This window comes from Streptomyces sp. NPDC088387 (genome assembly GCF_044753385.1).
In the GTDB taxonomy this organism is placed as follows: Bacteria; Actinomycetota; Actinomycetes; order Streptomycetales; family Streptomycetaceae; genus Streptomyces.
In genome coordinates, this window is sequence record NZ_JBIVNC010000004.1 from 261572 (window position 1) to 276628 (window position 15057).

Annotated in this window: 16 protein-coding genes; 6 read left to right on the forward strand and 10 right to left on the reverse strand. The window is 71.2% G+C overall.

From position 1 onward, the window contains the following. Nucleotide 1: 1 nt before the first annotated feature. Together ACIQAC_RS12645 and ACIQAC_RS12650 are read right to left on the reverse strand one after the other, a co-directional pair. Nucleotides 2-577 carry a Uma2 family endonuclease gene (locus ACIQAC_RS12645; protein WP_402189776.1) on the reverse strand — a complete coding sequence of 192 codons (576 nt, stop codon included), beginning with the start codon at nt 575-577 and terminating at the stop codon, nt 2-4. Between the two features lie 91 nt (nt 578-668). Then, complete coding sequence (locus tag ACIQAC_RS12650; RefSeq protein WP_402189778.1) at nt 669-2249, reverse strand: methylmalonyl-CoA mutase; 1581 nt, start codon at nt 2247-2249, stop codon at nt 669-671. 128 nt (nt 2250-2377) lie between these two features. Between ACIQAC_RS12650 and ACIQAC_RS12655 the strand changes: the two genes are divergently transcribed. Then, the gene (locus tag ACIQAC_RS12655; RefSeq protein WP_402189781.1) at nt 2378-3295 is read left to right on the forward strand and encodes a L,D-transpeptidase family protein; all 918 of its coding nucleotides are present in this window, start codon (nt 2378-2380) and stop codon (nt 3293-3295) included. A 197-nt stretch (nt 3296-3492) separates the two neighbouring features. On the opposite strand, the gene ACIQAC_RS12660 is transcribed toward ACIQAC_RS12655, so the two are convergent. From ACIQAC_RS12660 to ACIQAC_RS12695, 8 genes are all read right to left on the reverse strand, one after another. Then, on the reverse strand, nt 3493-4752 hold the full coding sequence (locus ACIQAC_RS12660) for a hypothetical protein (protein WP_402189783.1): 1260 nt from the start codon (nt 4750-4752) through the stop codon (nt 3493-3495). Continuing rightward, nucleotides 4752-5414 (reverse strand): RNA polymerase sigma factor, encoded by a 663-nt coding sequence (locus tag ACIQAC_RS12665; protein ID WP_402189784.1) that lies wholly within the window; start codon nt 5412-5414, stop codon nt 4752-4754. The genes ACIQAC_RS12660 and ACIQAC_RS12665 overlap by 1 nt, the downstream gene beginning before the upstream one ends. A 366-nt stretch (nt 5415-5780) precedes the next feature. Beyond that, nucleotides 5781-6437, reverse strand: coding sequence for an RNA polymerase sigma factor (locus ACIQAC_RS12670; RefSeq protein WP_402189786.1), 657 nt, complete (start codon nt 6435-6437; stop codon nt 5781-5783). Nucleotides 6438-6554: 117 nt separating this feature from the next. Next, nucleotides 6555-6986, reverse strand: a complete 432-nt coding sequence (locus tag ACIQAC_RS12675; RefSeq protein WP_402189789.1) for a hypothetical protein — start codon at nt 6984-6986, stop codon at nt 6555-6557. A gap of 162 nt (nt 6987-7148) precedes the next feature. Continuing rightward, nucleotides 7149-7577, reverse strand: a complete 429-nt coding sequence (locus tag ACIQAC_RS12680) for a hypothetical protein (protein ID WP_402189790.1) — start codon at nt 7575-7577, stop codon at nt 7149-7151. A gap of 122 nt (nt 7578-7699) precedes the next feature. Continuing rightward, a complete protein-coding gene (locus ACIQAC_RS12685; protein WP_402189792.1) occupies nt 7700-8308 on the reverse strand; it encodes a hypothetical protein in 609 nt (202 codons plus the stop codon). Between the two features lie 75 nt (nt 8309-8383). Further along, a complete protein-coding gene (locus ACIQAC_RS12690; protein WP_402189794.1) occupies nt 8384-8887 on the reverse strand; it encodes a hypothetical protein in 504 nt (167 codons plus the stop codon). Nucleotides 8888-9078: 191 nt separating this feature from the next. Then, nucleotides 9079-10719 carry a glycoside hydrolase family 20 protein gene (locus tag ACIQAC_RS12695; RefSeq protein ID WP_402189796.1) on the reverse strand — a complete coding sequence of 547 codons (1641 nt, stop codon included), beginning with the start codon at nt 10717-10719 and terminating at the stop codon, nt 9079-9081. A gap of 95 nt (nt 10720-10814) precedes the next feature. On the opposite strand from ACIQAC_RS12695, the gene ACIQAC_RS12700 reads away from it, so the two are divergent. The 5 genes from ACIQAC_RS12700 (at nt 10815) to ACIQAC_RS12720 (ending at nt 15036) form a co-directional block, all read left to right on the forward strand. Next, nucleotides 10815-11423 carry a 2-oxo-4-hydroxy-4-carboxy-5-ureidoimidazoline decarboxylase gene (locus ACIQAC_RS12700; RefSeq protein WP_402189798.1) on the forward strand — a complete coding sequence of 203 codons (609 nt, stop codon included), beginning with the start codon at nt 10815-10817 and terminating at the stop codon, nt 11421-11423. 233 nt (nt 11424-11656) lie between these two features. Beyond that, nucleotides 11657-12001 (forward strand): succinate dehydrogenase, cytochrome b556 subunit, encoded by a 345-nt coding sequence (gene sdhC, locus ACIQAC_RS12705; RefSeq protein ID WP_402190692.1) that lies wholly within the window; start codon nt 11657-11659, stop codon nt 11999-12001. Nucleotides 12002-12006: 5 nt separating this feature from the next. Further along, the gene (locus tag ACIQAC_RS12710; RefSeq protein WP_402189799.1) at nt 12007-12489 is read left to right on the forward strand and encodes a succinate dehydrogenase hydrophobic membrane anchor subunit; all 483 of its coding nucleotides are present in this window, start codon (nt 12007-12009) and stop codon (nt 12487-12489) included. 31 nt (nt 12490-12520) lie between these two features. Beyond that, entirely contained in the window at nt 12521-14275 is a 1755-nt protein-coding gene (sdhA, locus tag ACIQAC_RS12715; protein ID WP_402189801.1) for a succinate dehydrogenase flavoprotein subunit, read from the forward strand. Beyond that, nucleotides 14275-15036, forward strand: coding sequence for a succinate dehydrogenase iron-sulfur subunit (locus tag ACIQAC_RS12720; RefSeq protein ID WP_402189802.1), 762 nt, complete (start codon nt 14275-14277; stop codon nt 15034-15036). The genes sdhA and ACIQAC_RS12720 overlap by 1 nt, the downstream gene beginning before the upstream one ends. Nucleotides 15037-15057 lie beyond the last annotated feature (21 nt).

The window sequence follows — 15057 nt, forward strand, 5'->3', positions numbered from 1 at the left end:
CTCAGCCGTCGAGAAGGGTGTCGACCACGAGTTCCGCGGTGACCCCGACGGACTCCGGCACCGGCACCCTCCCACCCCGCTCGAAACGCTGCGGCGGGGGGTACTTTCCGTCGGCCGGCTCCGTGTAGAGCAGCACCTCGTCGTGCTTGCGGTCCACGACCAGGTATGCCGGGATGCCCGCCTGCGCGTAGCACTCGACCTTGGTGTGGAGGTCGTCGGACCAGTTGGACGAGGTCACCTCCACCACCAGGCGGAAGACGTTCGGGGCGTAGTAGTTCTTCTTCACATGGGCGTCGCGGAAGTCCTCGTCGACGACGGAGAGATCGGGTACCGCGAAATCCTCTGGCAGCGCGGGCAGCCAGAGGCCGATGCCCTGAACGTGTTCGTAGCCCGCTTCGACGATGCCGGCCCGGTCCAATGCCCTGCCCAGCTTCGTGAGCGACAGTGCATGCGAGCCATCCGGCGGTGGTGTCGCAGTAAGCCTCCCCTGGAGAATCTCCACGCGGTGGCCAGGCAGTGCGCGGGCAAGCTGGTCGGCAGCCTCGCCCAGGGTCAGTTCCTGGTGCAGTACGGCCATGGCGTCCTCCTTTCGGGGCTGACTCTCCAGGAGCGTAACCGGCGACGGGCGGGTTCGGCCCTCGATCACCCGTACGAGGTGTTACCGCTGGTCAGAAGGTGTCGCTCGGCACATACGTCCCCCACACCTCCCGCAGCGCCCCGCACACCTCCCCCACCGTCACGCGGACGCGCAGGGCCTCCTTCATGGGGTACAGGACGTTGTCGGTCCCGGCGGCGGCCGTCTTCAGCGCGTCGAGGGCCGACGTGACCGCCTGCCCGTCGCGCTCGGTGCGCAGCCGGGTCAGCCGGTCGACCTGGCGGGCCTCGATCGCCGGGTCCACCCGCAGTGGTTCGTAGCGCTCCTCCTCGTCGAGCCGGAAGCGGTTGACGCCGACCACGACCCGCTCGCCGGTGTCGGTCTCCCGGGCGATGCGATAGGCGTTGCGCTCGATCCCGCCCTTCTGGAAGCCGGCCTCGATGGCGGCGACCGCCCCGCCGAGGTCCTCGACGCGTGTCATCAGATCCAGGGCCGCGGCCTCCACGGCGTCCGTCATGCTCTCGACGACGTAGGACCCGGCGAAGGGGTCCACGGTCGCCGTCACGTCCGTCTCGTACGCCAGGACCTGCTGGGTGCGCAGGGCGAGGCGGGCCGCCTTGTCGGTCGGCAGGGCGATGGCCTCGTCGAAGGAGTTGGTGTGCAGCGACTGCGTGCCGCCCAGCACCGCGCCGAGGCCCTGCACGGCCACCCGTACGAGGTTCACCTCCGGCTGCTGGGCCGTCAGCTGCACCCCGGCCGTCTGGGTGTGGAACCGCAGCATCAGCGACCTCGGGTCCCGCGCCCCGAACTCCTCGCGCATCACCCGCGCCCACATCCGCCGCGCGGCACGGAACTTGGCGACCTCCTCCAGGAGCGTCGTACGCGCCACGAAGAAGAACGAAAGGCGGGGCGCGAAGTCGTCGACGTCCATCCCGGCCGCGACCGCGGTCCGCACGTACGCGATGCCGTCGGCCAGCGTGAACGCGATCTCCTGTGCGGGGCTCGCCCCCGCCTCCGCCATGTGGTAGCCGGAGATGGAGATCGAGTTCCACTTCGGGATCTCGGCCCGGCAGTACCGGAGGATGTCGGCGACCAGCCGCAGCGACGGCTTCGGCGGGAAGATGTACGTGCCGCGCGCGATGTACTCCTTCAGTACGTCGTTCTGGACCGTGCCGGTCAGCTCGTACGCCGGCACACCCTGTTCCTCGGCGACCAGCTGGTACAGCAGCAGGAGCAGGGCGGCGGGCGCGTTGATCGTCATCGACGTCGACACCTCGCCCAGCGGGATCCCGTCGAACAGCACCCGCATGTCGTCGATCGAGTCGATCGCCACGCCCACCTTGCCGACCTCGCCGTGGGCGATCGGCGCGTCGGAGTCGTGGCCCATCTGGGTGGGCAGGTCGAAGGCGACCGACAGTCCGCTGGTGCCATGGGCGATGAGCTGCTTGTAGCGGGCGTTGGACTCGGCGGCCGTGCCGAAACCGGCGTACTGGCGCATGGTCCACGGGCGGCCCGTGTACATGGAGGGATACACACCGCGCGTGTAGGGGTACTGTCCCGGCTCACCCAGCTGTACCGCGGGGTCCCAGCCCGTCAGCGCGTCCGGGCCGTAGACCGGCTCGATGGGCAGTCCCGACTCCGACTCGCGTGCCATGGTGCGCCTCCGCTGTCCTCGCTGCGGCTGGGAGCTTGGTCACCACGATGCCGCCCCGTTCGCGACCAGTCATCCGGGGAACACCTCCAGTGACACCAGAGCACTCCGGTGGGACGAGGGGGCCGTACATGCGGACGAACGGCAGGCGCACAGCGGTCGCCGCGATCGCCGGGCTGACGGCACTGGTGACCGTCTGCGGATGCAAGGCGGGACCGGTGGACGCGGACGGGAAGCCGATACCGCCGGTGCGTATCGAGGTGACGAGCACCCGGCCGGCGACGCCTGCCGGAGACCCGCCCGCCGGGGACTCCGCCGCCGGGGACCCCTCGGGCGGGAACTCCGCCGCCGGGAAGAAGAGCCCGCCGCGCAGCCCCGCGGCGCCGACCGCGCCGAGCAGGGCCCCGTCCGTGCCGGCCCCCGTGCTCTGGTCCCCCGGCGACAGCGGCCGGGACGTGCGGGAGCTCCAGGCGCGGCTGCGGCAGGTCGAGTGGCTGTTCGACGGTCCGACCGGGACGTACGACGATCTCACCGAGCGGGCGGTCCGTGGCTTCCAGGGCAAGCGGGGGCTGCCGCAGACCGGCGAGACGGACACCGTCACCTGGCAGCGGCTGGAGAAGATGACCCGGGAGCCCGGGAAGTGGGACCTGTATCTGATGGGCGGGCAGGAGGCCGACGCGCCCGACACCCGCTGTCTGACCGGGCGGGTGCTCTGCATCAGCAAGTCGAGCCGGACACTGCGCTGGATGATCGACGGGCGGACGGTCTCGACGATGCCGGTGCGGTTCGGCTCGGAGTACACCCCGACCCGCGAAGGTGTCTTCGAGGTCTACTGGAAGTCCCGGCACCATGTGTCGACGCTCTATGACTCGCCGATGCCGTACGCGATGTTCTTCAGCGGGGGCCAGGCCGTGCACTACTCGTCGGACTTCGCCGCGACCGGTTACGCGGGCGGCTCGCACGGCTGCGTCAACGTCCGGGACGAGGCGGCGATCGCCGATCTCTACGCCCAGGTCCGCAACGGCGACAAGGTCGTCGTCCACTGGTGAGGACGGACGTTCGCGGCGCGGGCGGGACCGGGGGAACGTGTCCCGCCCGCGCCGGGTGCACGTGCCGCAGGTACGGGGGGAACCCCGGCACTGTGCAAACGGCCGATGACCAGTCGGCTCACTTACTACTGCGTCACTAAGCCCAAAAGTGTCACACCCACCGGTCGAGCCGACGTCGTGCGGTGAGAAACCGCAGGTCAGCGGCGACTGTCAGGGAACAGCGGCTGATACGAGGGGCCGGGCGACGGGGGTGCGGTCGACGGCGCGGTCGTAGGCGCGGTCGTAGGCGCGGTCGTAGGCGGGGCCGTGGGTACGGCGGTCGGGGTGACGGTCGGTACGGACGTCGGGGTGGGCCGCGGGGTCTCCGACGAGCCCGGAGTCGGAGTCGGTGTAGGCGTCGCAGTCGGAGTCGGTGTAGGCGTCGGAGTCGGAGTCGGTGTAGGCGTCGATGTCGGCTGCGACGGGAGGAGGCCGAACAGGCTCACGCCCCTGTCGTACCCGCCCCGCCGGCCGTCACGGCCACCGTCGTCGTCCTCGTCCTCGTCGCCCTTCTTGGGCTTGTCGTCCTTGTCCTGCTTGCCGAAGCCGCCCGGGCCGTCCAGGCCGTCTCCGTCGCCCTTCTCGTCGCCGCCGCCCGAGCCGCTCCCGGCGTCGGCGGGCACACCGCGGCAGAACTTCACCACCCGTGCCGAGCCCCCCGCGACCGCCTCCAGCGCGCGCTTGCGCTCGGCGTCCAGGGGTTTGCCCTTGCGCAGATCGCGGCACGCCCTGGCCGCGTCGAGCCATGCGTGACCGCTCCCACCGGCCGGGCCGGCGGGCGGCTTCGACTCGGTGGAGGGCTGGGTTCCGGGGCCCTGCGCCGCGTCGGGTCCGGTCGGGAGACCGGTGGGTCCGCCGGACGGGGGCGGCGCCGTGTCGGCGCCCCGGGAGCGCTCCGGCGAGGGCGGGGTCTTCGGCGCGTCGGGCGGGTCGACGGCCGGCACGGTGGCCGCGGGGCCCGGGTCGGCGTCCTCGTCGAACGGCGTCGGCAGGACTCCGGTTCCGGTCGCGGCGGCCACTCCGCCGATCATGACGACGGCCAGCGCGGCGGCCAGGGCGAGGCGTGTCTGACCGTTCCGGATGGGGCGGCGGCCGGGTTCCGGACCGGGGCCGCGACCGGACCGGCCGCCGATCCGGACCAGCCCGGCGTCGGACGCGCGGGGTCCGGAGAGGCCGTCGGCGAAGGCGCGGCCGACGTCGTCGCGCTCGGCCCGCACCTTGCGGAAGGCGGCCAGCGCGGCGGCCTCGCCGGGGAGTTCGTCGCTGGTCAGAGGGGTCCGTTCGGACATGGCGCCCAGCGCCTTGGCGAGCCGGTCGGCCTGCTCACGGGCGTCGGCGTCGACAGCTTCCAGTGGCTCTCCGCGCAGCAGGCGCTCGGCCGTTTCGCGGTCCAGCCATCTGTAGTGCTCGTCGGCCATCACATGTCCTTCTGCGTCCGCGGACGCGTATGCGTCACACTCGCGGACGTGACCGCGCGGTCGCGCGGTTCTCGCGGGGCGGGCAGGGCGTCGAGCCCGCCGGCCGATTCCGGATCCTCGTCGATGAGTTCGGCGAGCCGCTTCAGACCGCGGTGCGCGGCGGTCCGGACCGCCCCCGCACGTTTGCCGAGGGTGTCGGCGGCGGTCTTCGCGTCGAGACCCACGACGACCCGCAGCACCACGGCCTCGGCCTGGTCCTGGGGCAGCCGGGCGATGAGGGAGAGGGTGCGGCCTGTGGCCAGCGCCTCGATCGCCTCGCCCGCGGTGTCGGAGTCGGCGGGCTTGCCGGTCAGCTCGGTCTCGTCGCCGCCGATGGCCGGGCGGCGCCCGCGCATCCGTATGTGGTCCAGCGCGCGGTTGCGGGCTATCCGGGCCGCCCAGCCGCGGAAGCGGTCCGCGTCGCCGCTGAACCGCTCCAGGTCACGGGCTATCTGCAACCAGGCCTCGGAGGCGACGTCCTCGGAGTCGGGATCACCGACGAGTGTGCGCACGTATCCGAGCAGCCGCGGGTGCACCGTGCGGTACACAGTCCGGAACGCGGTCTCGTCCCCGTTCTGTGCCGCAAGCACGGCGGCCGTCAACTCGGCGTCGTCCCCCAGCACGCGTGCGACCCCTTTGTACGCCTGAACCGGCGCCGCTCACGCGGACCGGGTTCTCGCCGTCGTGGTTCCTCGGTCGAATGTTGCGGTGTCAACGCCCGCACGTGGTTGCACTGATCCGGCCGCCTGGGCAGTCCGGCGCGAATGGCACGTTACGGCCTGAAACCGCTCCTCGTCCATGTTGGTACACGATGCAACCAACCCGTGACGCGCTGGGGTGTGACAGAAAACGCAGTCATGGCGCTGAAGAAAGTACGGGCCGCCGCGCGGCCCGTGCCGCGCGACGGCCGGGGCCTCTCCTGTGGGGGGTGGCGGCCCCGGCCGTTGCTTTGGCGACGCGGCAACGGGATCCGGCCCCCTTCCGGCGGATCACTCCGGCCCCCGTGGACGCCAGTCGTCCCGGCCACCGCGGCCACTTCCGCCCCCGCTCCCCCCGTGCCCGCTCTCCCCGTGCCCGCTCCCCAGCCGCTCGGCGAGACGTTTCAGCCCCCGGTGGGCGGCGGTACGCACCGCGCCGGGCCGTTTGCCCAGGACACGCGCCGCGGCCGGGCCGTCGAGCCCCACCACGACCCGCAGCAGCACCGCCTCGGCCTGGTCCGGCGGCAGCGACCGCACCAGCGCCAGCGCCTCCGCCGTGGAGATCGCCTCCAGCGCCTGCTCGTGGGTGCTGTGCGGTCCCGGCAGCTCCAGTACGTCCGCCTCCAGGGCGGCCGGCCGGGGCCGGGCCCGCATCCGGCGCAGGTGGTCCACGGCCCGGTTGCGGGCGATGGTCGCGGTCCAGCCGCGGAAGCCCGCCCCGTCGCCCCAGAACCGGCCGAGGTCACGGGCGATTTCCAGCCAGGTGTCGGAGGCGACGTCCTCGGCCTCGTCGCCGACCAGACCGCGCAGGTAGCCGAGCAGTCCCGGCTGCACGATCCGGTAGGCCACGGCGAACGCGGCCTCGTCCCCCTGCTGGGCCCGCGCGACCGCGGCGCCCAGTTCCCCGTCGTACTCCTGTACGTGCCGGGGTCGCCCTCCGTGGCCCAAGTCAGTCCTTATTCGCACCGGGTTCACCGCGGGGTGACCGGACCGTGCGGCGCGCTGGTGCCACGCCGGCCCTCCCCGTGGTCATCAGCGCCGGGCCTCACGGAAGTGTCACAGCCGTCAGGCCGCGCGGCGGGACCGTCCGTGCAGGGTGAGGTAGAAGGTGTGCACGGAGTCCTCGGGGCGGCCGGACGCGAAACGGTTGGCGACCCGGCCGAGCGGGTTCCAGTGCCGGCCGTCGGGCATCCGCACCCCGACCGGGTGGCCGAAGTAGGCGCGCTGCCCCTCGTCGAAGTCCACCCAGCGGGCGCCCGCGCGGCGCACCAGCACCTCACCGACGTATGCCCCGAGCGCGCCCAGTGTCTCCCTCGCGCGCTCCGGGTCGGCGCCGCCCTTGCGCAGGCCGTCGGCGAGGACGTCGATCACCCGCAGGCTCCGCACGGAGTAGTCCAGCGGCAGCCGGGTGCGGGCGGTGGCATGGGCGACGAACCTCGCGGCCCGCATCCGCATGTCGGCCGCGCGCGGCGCGCCCCCTGTACCCCCTGCGCCCATGAGCCCCCCACCCGTTCCGCGAAAACCCCTCACCCGATGCTGCGTCGGCGTGCACAGGATCATCACAGATTCGGGACGTGGGGATCACCACAGGGGTGAATTGCCGGTGCCGTACAACCTTTTGCCGCCGGGACGGGCGGGCCTTCCGGGGGCCGGTGGCCGTCAGCGTCCGGCCGCCATGGCGTCGAGGCACAGCAGACGCAGGGAGCCGTCGCCGGTGAAGCAGCGGCGGGCCTCGTCGATGGGGTCCCAGAGCCGTCCGTCGGGGGTACGGATCCAGTGGTCGCCCCCGCTCGCCCACCACTCCGCGCCGGTCTGACGTGCGATCACCTCACCGGCGTAGGCGCCCAGTCCGCGCAGTGTGTGGTCCACGGCGGCGTACGGGGTGTCCTCGCGGCGGAGTTCGTCGATCAGGCGGTCGGCGCGCCACAGGGACGGGGCCGAGTAGTCGAGGCGCAGGCGGGCCCCTTCACGCAGGGCGGAGACGGTGTCGGCCGCCCATCGCACCGGTTTCGCGGCGGCGGAGGGCCGGGGTGCCTGCGGGGTCGTTGTGGTCGGGCTGGTGGCCGGGGTCGTCGCACTCGTCGTCACACTGAGGAAAGCGCCGGGCGTCCGGTGTTTCGTCACTCGGATCGGCGGGTCCGCGGCAACCGGCGCAGGACCGCCCCCTCGCACCCCCAGGACGGTCACAGGATCCGCCCCGACAAGGGGGTTTACGTGTTGCGGGCGCGCCGGGACACCACCGCGCGCAGCACCCGGCGCCCCTCGGTGGAGACGTCGAGCGCACGGCGCAGCCCGCCGGTGCCGTGCTCGGTGAGCAGCTCCAGGACGGTGGTCTGGCGCCGCAGTTCGGCGGCGACGAGCGGCGACATGGCGTCCGTACGGCCGTGTCTGCGCGCGTCGACCGAGGCGGCAGCGTCGGCGGTCGGGCCGGCGGCGGGGTCGAGGAGGCGGTGGATCCGCAGGGCCGCGACCGAGCAGCCGTCGGCCCAGACACGGGCGTCGGGGGTGGACCGGACGGACGGGGCGGCGGCCAGCATCCGCCGGGCGAGCAGCGCGGCCTCTTCGGCGGTCTCACGGGCCACGGCACCCTGCACGTCCCCGGCGTCCACCAGCCCTGCCCCACACCCGAGTTGGCCGCGAGCCTTGTCCAACAGGCCGCCCCACGCGTCCGCGTCACCGTCGTCGGCGAGGTTCGCCCACAGTGGCCGTAGTACCTCGTCGTCACCGCCGAGCAGCGAGACGCACCGGTCCAAACAAGCCAACGCGCTGGCGGCGAGTCCACGTTCGTCGGCCTGAGCGATCAGTTCCACCAGGCTCATCCACGCCTCCGGGTCCGGGGCGCCACCCCTTGTGGAGCCCGTACGTCCCCTTCTGCGTGTGTCCGGCGGGTTGTGTCACAGCGGGATGACGCCGAGCCGGTCGAGGAGGCGGAAGAACAGGTTTTCGGCCAACGGGTCGGGGTCGGCGGTGAACACGTCGGCGATCCGGTCGGCCTCGACGGTGTGCCCGGCCTCGGCGGCCCAGGCGACGGCCCGGTCGGCGGCGTCGCGGGGCTCCAGGAAGTAGTCCTCCAGTGTGAGGCCCTCCGCGTCGGTGCCGAGGTAGCCGGCCATGGTGGACCGTCCGAGACACGTGGTCCACACCCCGCTCTCCGGGGCCGCCGCCTCGACGACCGCGCAGGCGCTGTCCATGACGTACCCGAAGAGGGCGGGTGCTCCGCTCTCCCGGGCGAGCGCGTTCATACTGCCGACGTCGCCGTCGCCGCTCGGGTACTCCCACACCTGCCAGCCGTCGGGTGCCGACTCCCGCAGTTCCATGGCGGGGACCCCGGCCAGCGCCTCGTACGCCGAGAGCGGCCGCTCACCACGCCCCACGACGAAGTAACCCCAGTAGCCCATCTCCGGTCCCCCCGGTCTCGGTTGCGCACAGCCGTACGGACGGGTGCGGCGGCATTGACGGGTGCGCGTCCATTGTGGCCGTTCGCGCAGTTCCCCGCGCCCCTAAAAACCACACCCGCCCCCGTACCGACCGCTCAGCCACCCCAGGGGCGCGGGGAACTGCGCGACAAGCCACGACGTGCCCGCACCCGTCATCCCAGCCGATCCGCAAGCTCCCGGAACTCCCCCCAGGACCCCTCCGGCCGATCCGCGTCCCACAACTTCTGCACGGTCGCCCGCAACGGCAGCCGGATCCCCGCAGCAACCTGCGCCTCCGTCTGCGCGCCAGCAAGATCGCACCAGACGGCGAAGGACCCCCCGAGGATCTGATCCTCATACCGCGCGGCGACCGCAGTCGTCCCACGAACAACCCGCGGCGTCCACTCCTCATAAATCCGCTGCCCCGTCGGATAGACGAACGTCTGCGGCTGCCCGAGCACGTAATAAAGGAACTCGTCGTTGTAGTTCACCAGTTGCCGCCCCGCCCGCAGATACTCCACGGGCTGCCGAGCCCCGATCTCCTTGCCCGTCCAGTACGCCACCACAAGATCGTCGGCCGCCTTCACCGACGTACCCGTGTAGAAGCCGTCGTTCCACGCGCGCGGAGCGCGATCGTGCGCGCGGACCGTGTCGGCGCGGTCGTTCAGCCAGCCGGTGGCGAGGTCGGCGACACCGGCGCCGGCCCCGTAGGCCTCGCGGGCGGCGCCGGCGAGCTGCGGGTAGGAGGCCTCCGGGTCGGACACGGTCAGCGCGCGGTACTCGTCGCCGCCGAGATGCCACTGACCGCCCGGGAACAGCTCCGCGTACTCGCCGAGCAGATCGTCGACAATCGACGCGGCGTCGGGATCGGAGATGTCCACGGCGCCCTCGGCCGCCACCCCGTTCGCGTTGCGCAGCTGGAGGTCGGGGTGGGCGGCGATGACGGCGCCGAGGTGACCCGGCGAGTCGATCTCCGGCACAACCGTGATGTGCCGGCTCTCCGCCAGCGCCACGATCCGCCGGACCTCGGCCTTGGTCAGCCGCGTCCTGGAGACGATCTCGGGGTGGGTGTCCGACTCGATCCGGAAACCCTGGTCGTCGGAGAAGTGCAGCCCCAGCTCGTTGAACTTCAGATCGCCGAGCTCACGCACCCGGTCCTCGATCCAGGCCGCGGTGAACGGCTTGCGCGCGATGTCCAGCATGAACCCGCGCCGCGGCTTGGCCGGCTCGTCGCGCACGACGCCCTCCGGGGCCGTACCGCCGCCGTGCACCTCCTGCTTCAGCGTGCGGGTGCCGTAGAACACGCCCGCCTCGCCCGGCCCGCTGATGGCGACCCGCCCGCCACGCACGGTCATCGCGTACGACTCCGGATCGGCACCCTCGTCACCGTTGAGCGCGAGCCGTACGTCCCCGGCGCGCACATCGCCCTTCTCCCCGGCGTACGTCAGCCCCAGCTCCCCGGCGAGCAGCTTCCCCTCGTCGGCGAGCTCGGCGTCGCCGACCACGACCCGGTACCCGCGCGCCGGCCGCCAGCCGGGCCCGCGCGCCGGGGTGTGCGCTCCGACGGACGGAATCGTGCGCGGGGCCTGGGAGAGCGGATAGCTGCGGGTGGGGCTGGGGCTCGGCTCCGGACTGGCCGGCGCGCTGGGGGTGACCTGGGCGGAGCTGTCCGTACGGTCCGGTCCGTCGTCCCCGCCGGAGGCCCACAGCCCGAGCCCGACACCGAACACGACCACCGCGGCCGCGATCAGCAGCGCCCCGCGCCGCACACTCCGCTCCTGGCTGTCCGGCGCCCGACGCCTGTGCTGACTCACTCTGTCAACCTAATCCCGCACGACGCGGCACCTGTCCACCAGAGGTTCCGAAACTCTCCCGTCCGGGTGAAATTCGGATAACCGTCGGACACACGATGACCACTCTCGATAACGTGGCGGCACATCTCTCACAGAATCCTCTGCCGACACACAACGTGACACGCCTCCTTCCCGAGCAGACCCGAGCCGTCCCGACTCCCCTCCAGCGCTTCAACACGGCCCCGGCCGCCGAGGCGCGGCGCACGCTGCTGACCTGTCTCCGCAGCCTTCGCTGGGCGGAGCGCATCACGGCCCATCGCCCGTACCCGGATCTCGACGCGCTGCACGCCGCGTCCGACGAGGCGGCCTACGACCTGACCCCGGCCGATCTCGCGGAGGCGCTGTCGGGCGAGCCGCTGCCGGCCCTGCCGGACGGCACGTACCCGGCGGCCCACACCGCGCTGAGCGCGGCCCTCGCCGCGTACGAGTCACGCTTCGGGCACGTGTTCGTCGTATGCCTCGACGAGGCGTCCCCGGGAGAGACCCTCAACCAGCTCCTCGCCGCGATCCGGTCACGACTGGCGAACGATCCGGAGGACGAACGGGTCGTCTCGGCGGAGGAACTGCGGCGCCTGGCGAAGGGCCGGCTGGTGAAGTCCCTGGGTCGCGCGGAGCACCAGGACACCGTCCCACCCGGTACACATCGGGCGATCCCACCTCATTAGCCGGGTGCACATCGGGGTATCTCGTCGCATTGGCCGCCAATCACCCATCCGCGTGCCACTTTGATCACAGAGCCAGACCCCCGCTCAGCGCCGCCCCCAACCGTGGATACGATGCTGGGGGCCGGTGGACCGTACCCGGCCGGGCCGACCGACAGCACAAGCCGGCAGGCCCCAATCCCCGCTCCCGGAGGACTTCCGTGCCGGCTGGAACGCTGTACCGCGGCCGGGAAGGAATGTGGTCCTGGGTGGCTCATCGAGTCACCGGCGTCCTCATTTTCTTCTTCCTGTTCGTACACGTGCTGGACACCGCTCTCGTACGTGTCTCCCCCGAGGCCTACGACGACGTCGTGGCCACGTACAAGACGCCGATCGTGGCCGTGCTGGAGTACGGCCTCGTCGCCGCCATCCTCTTCCACGCGCTGAACGGCCTGCGTGTCATCGCCGTCGACTTCTGGTCGAAGGGCCCGCGCTTCCAGAAGCAGCTGCTCTGGTCGGTCGTCGGTATCTGGCTGGTGCTGATGGTCGGGGCGATCTACCCCGTCCTCGGCCACGCCGCTCGTGAAGTCTTCGGGAGCTGACGCCAATGTCCACCACTGAGAAGACCGCCTCCGGCATCGGCCCCGTCGAGGGCGCCTCCGTCTACACGGTCGACAACCCCGCGCCGCTCATCGAGCCGCCGCGCAAGCGCACCAAGAAGACCGGGCGCAGCACCCGCGGCAACTTCGAGATGGCCGCGTGGCTGTTCATGCGCCTGTCCGGCGTGGTGCTGGTCGTCCTGGTCATCGGCCATCTGCTGATCCAGCTGGTCCTCGACGGCGGTGTCTCCAAGATCGGCTTCGCGTTCGTGGCCGGCCGCTGGGCGTCGCCGTTCTGGCAGGTCTGGGACCTGCTGATGCTGTGGCTCGCGATGCTGCACGGCGCCAACGGTCTGCGCACGGTCATCAACGACTACGCGGAGCGCGCCAACACGCGTCTGTGGCTGAAGGGCCTGCTGTACACCGCCACGGTGTTCACCATCCTGCTGGGCACGCTGGTGATCTTCACCTTCGACCCGAACATCCGCTAGGCCACCGGGCTGAGGGACTGAGGAATTCCTGATGAAGATCCACAAATACGACACCGTCATCGTCGGCGCCGGTGGCGCGGGCATGCGCGCCGCCATCGAGTCGACGAAGCGCAGCCGCACCGCCGTACTGACCAAGCTCTACCCCACCCGCTCCCACACGGGCGCCGCGCAGGGCGGTATGGCCGCCGCGCTCGCCAACGTGGAGGAGGACAACTGGGAGTGGCACACCTTCGACACGGTCAAGGGCGGCGACTACCTGGTCGACCAGGACGCCGCGGAGATCCTGGCGAAGGAGGCCATCGACTCGGTCCTCGACCTGGAGAAGATGGGCCTGCCGTTCAACCGCACCCCGAACGGCACCATCGACCAGCGCCGCTTCGGCGGTCACTCGCGCAACCACGGTGAGGCGCCGGTGCGCCGGTCCTGCTACGCGGCGGACCGCACCGGCCACATGATCCTCCAGACGCTGTACCAGAACTGCGTCAAGGAGGGCGTGGAGTTCTTCAACGAGTTCTACGTCCTGGACCAGCTGATCACCGAGGTCGACGGCGTCAAGCGGTCGGCCGGTGTCGTGGCCTACGAGCTGGCGACCGGCGAGATCCACATCTTCCAGGCGAAGGCCGTGATCTACGCGTCCGGCGGCACCGGCAAGTTCTTCAAGGTGACGTCGAACGCGCACACGCTGACCGGTGACGGCCAGGCCGCGGTCTACCGTCGCGGACTGCCGCTGGAGGACATGGAGTTCTTCCAGTTCCACCCGACCGGCATCTGGCGCATGGGGATCCTGCTGACGGAGGGCGCCCGCGGTGAGGGCGGCATCCTCCGCAACAAGGACGGCGAGCGCTTTATGGAGAAGTACGCGCCGGTCATGAAGGACCTCGCGTCCCGTGACGTCGTGTCCCGCTCCATCTACACGGAGATCCGCGAGGGCCGCGGCTGCGGTCCCGAGGGCGACCACGTCTACCTGGACCTCACCCACCTCCCGCCGGAGCAGCTGGACGCGAAGCTCCCGGACATCACCGAGTTCGCGCGCACCTACCTGGGTATCGAGCCGTACACGGACCCGATCCCGATCCAGCCGACGGCCCACTACGCGATGGGCGGCATCCCGACGAACGTCGCGGGCGAGGTCCTCTCGGACAACACCACCGTGGTCCCGGGCCTGTACGCGGCCGGCGAGGTCGCCTGCGTCTCCGTCCACGGCGCCAACCGCCTCGGCACCAACTCCCTGCTGGACATCAACGTGTTCGGCAAGCGGGCCGGTATCGCCGCCGCGGAGTACTCGCAGAAGGCGGACTACGTCGAGCTGCCCGAGGCGCCGGAGTCGCTGGTCGTCGAGCAGATCGAGCGGCTGCGGACGTCTACCGGCAACGAGCGGGTGGCGACGCTGCGCCGCGAGCTCCAGGAGACCATGGACGCCAACGTCATGGTGTTCCGCACCGAGCAGACGATCAAGACGGCCGTCGAGAAGATCGCCGAACTGCGCGCCCGCTACAGGAACGTCTCGATCCAGGACAAGGGCAGGCGGTTCAACACGGACCTGCTGGAGGCCGTCGAGCTGGGCAACCTGCTCGACCTCGCCGAGGTCATGGCGGTGTCCGCGCTGGCCCGCAAGGAGTCCCGCGGCGGTCACTACCGCGAGGACTACCCGAACCGGGACGACGTCAACTTCATGCGCCACACCATGGCGTACCGCGAGGTCGGCGCCGACGGCACGGAGTCCATTCGTCTCGACTACAAGCCGGTCGTGCAGACCCGCTACCAGCCGATGGAGCGTAAGTACTGATGGCAACCCCCGTTCTGGACAAGGTGGAGGCGGAGGCCGCGGCCTCTCCCTACATCACGGTCACGTTCCGCGTGCGCCGCTTCAACCCGGAGATCTCGGCCGAGGCGACCTGGGAGGACTTCCAGCTGGAGATCGACCCCAAGGAGCGCGTCCTCGACGGCCTCCACAAGATCAAGTGGGATGTCGACGGCACGCTGACCTTCCGCCGCTCCTGCGCCCACGGCATCTGCGGCTCGGACGCGATGCGGATCAACGGCAAGAACCGGCTGGCCTGCAAGACGCTGATCAAGGACGTCAACCCGGACAAGCCGATCACGGTCGAGCCCATCAAGGGCCTCACGGTCCTGAAGGACCTGGTCGTGGACATGGAGCCGTTCTTCCAGGCGTACCGCGACGTGATGCCGTTCCTCATCACCAAGGAGACGAACGAGCCGACCCGCGAGCGTTTCCAGACCGCGGAGGACCGCGAGCGCTTCGACGACACCACGAAGTGCATCCTCTGCGCGGCCTGCACCTCGTCGTGCCCGGTCTTCTGGAACGACGGCCAGTACTTCGGCCCGGCGGCCATCGTCAACGCCCACCGCTTCATCTTCGACAGCCGTGACGAGGGTGGCGAGCAGCGCCTCGAGATCCTCAACGACCGCGACGGGGTGTGGCGCTGCCGCACCACGTTCAACTGCACGGACGCCTGCCCGCGCGGCATCGAGGTGACGAAGGCGATCGCCGAGGTCAAGAAGGCCCTGATCACCCGCCGCTTCTGACCCAGGACACTGCCGGCCGAG

Bases quoted from the DNA above. Each gene is read 5' to 3' on its own strand.
- sdhC (WP_402190692.1), top strand. From the start codon at position 11,657: ATGTGGTCCTGGGTGGCTCATCGAGTCACCGGCGTCCTCATTTTCTTC.
- ACIQAC_RS12650 (WP_402189778.1), bottom strand. From the start codon at position 2,249: ATGGCACGCGAGTCGGAGTCGGGACTGCCCATCGAGCCGGTCTACGGC.
- ACIQAC_RS12685 (WP_402189792.1), bottom strand. From the start codon at position 8,308: ATGAGCCTGGTGGAACTGATCGCTCAGGCCGACGAACGTGGACTCGCC.
- ACIQAC_RS12700 (WP_402189798.1), top strand. From the start codon at position 10,815: ATGACCACTCTCGATAACGTGGCGGCACATCTCTCACAGAATCCTCTG.
- ACIQAC_RS12660 (WP_402189783.1), bottom strand. From the start codon at position 4,752: ATGGCCGACGAGCACTACAGATGGCTGGACCGCGAAACGGCCGAGCGC.
- ACIQAC_RS12675 (WP_402189789.1), bottom strand. From the start codon at position 6,986: ATGGGCGCAGGGGGTACAGGGGGCGCGCCGCGCGCGGCCGACATGCGG.
- ACIQAC_RS12655 (WP_402189781.1), top strand. From the start codon at position 2,378: ATGCGGACGAACGGCAGGCGCACAGCGGTCGCCGCGATCGCCGGGCTG.
- ACIQAC_RS12645 (WP_402189776.1), bottom strand. From the start codon at position 577: ATGGCCGTACTGCACCAGGAACTGACCCTGGGCGAGGCTGCCGACCAG.
- ACIQAC_RS12710 (WP_402189799.1), top strand. From the start codon at position 12,007: ATGTCCACCACTGAGAAGACCGCCTCCGGCATCGGCCCCGTCGAGGGC.
- ACIQAC_RS12690 (WP_402189794.1), bottom strand. From the start codon at position 8,887: ATGGGCTACTGGGGTTACTTCGTCGTGGGGCGTGGTGAGCGGCCGCTC.
- sdhA (WP_402189801.1), top strand. From the start codon at position 12,521: ATGAAGATCCACAAATACGACACCGTCATCGTCGGCGCCGGTGGCGCG.
- ACIQAC_RS12720 (WP_402189802.1), top strand. From the start codon at position 14,275: ATGGCAACCCCCGTTCTGGACAAGGTGGAGGCGGAGGCCGCGGCCTCT.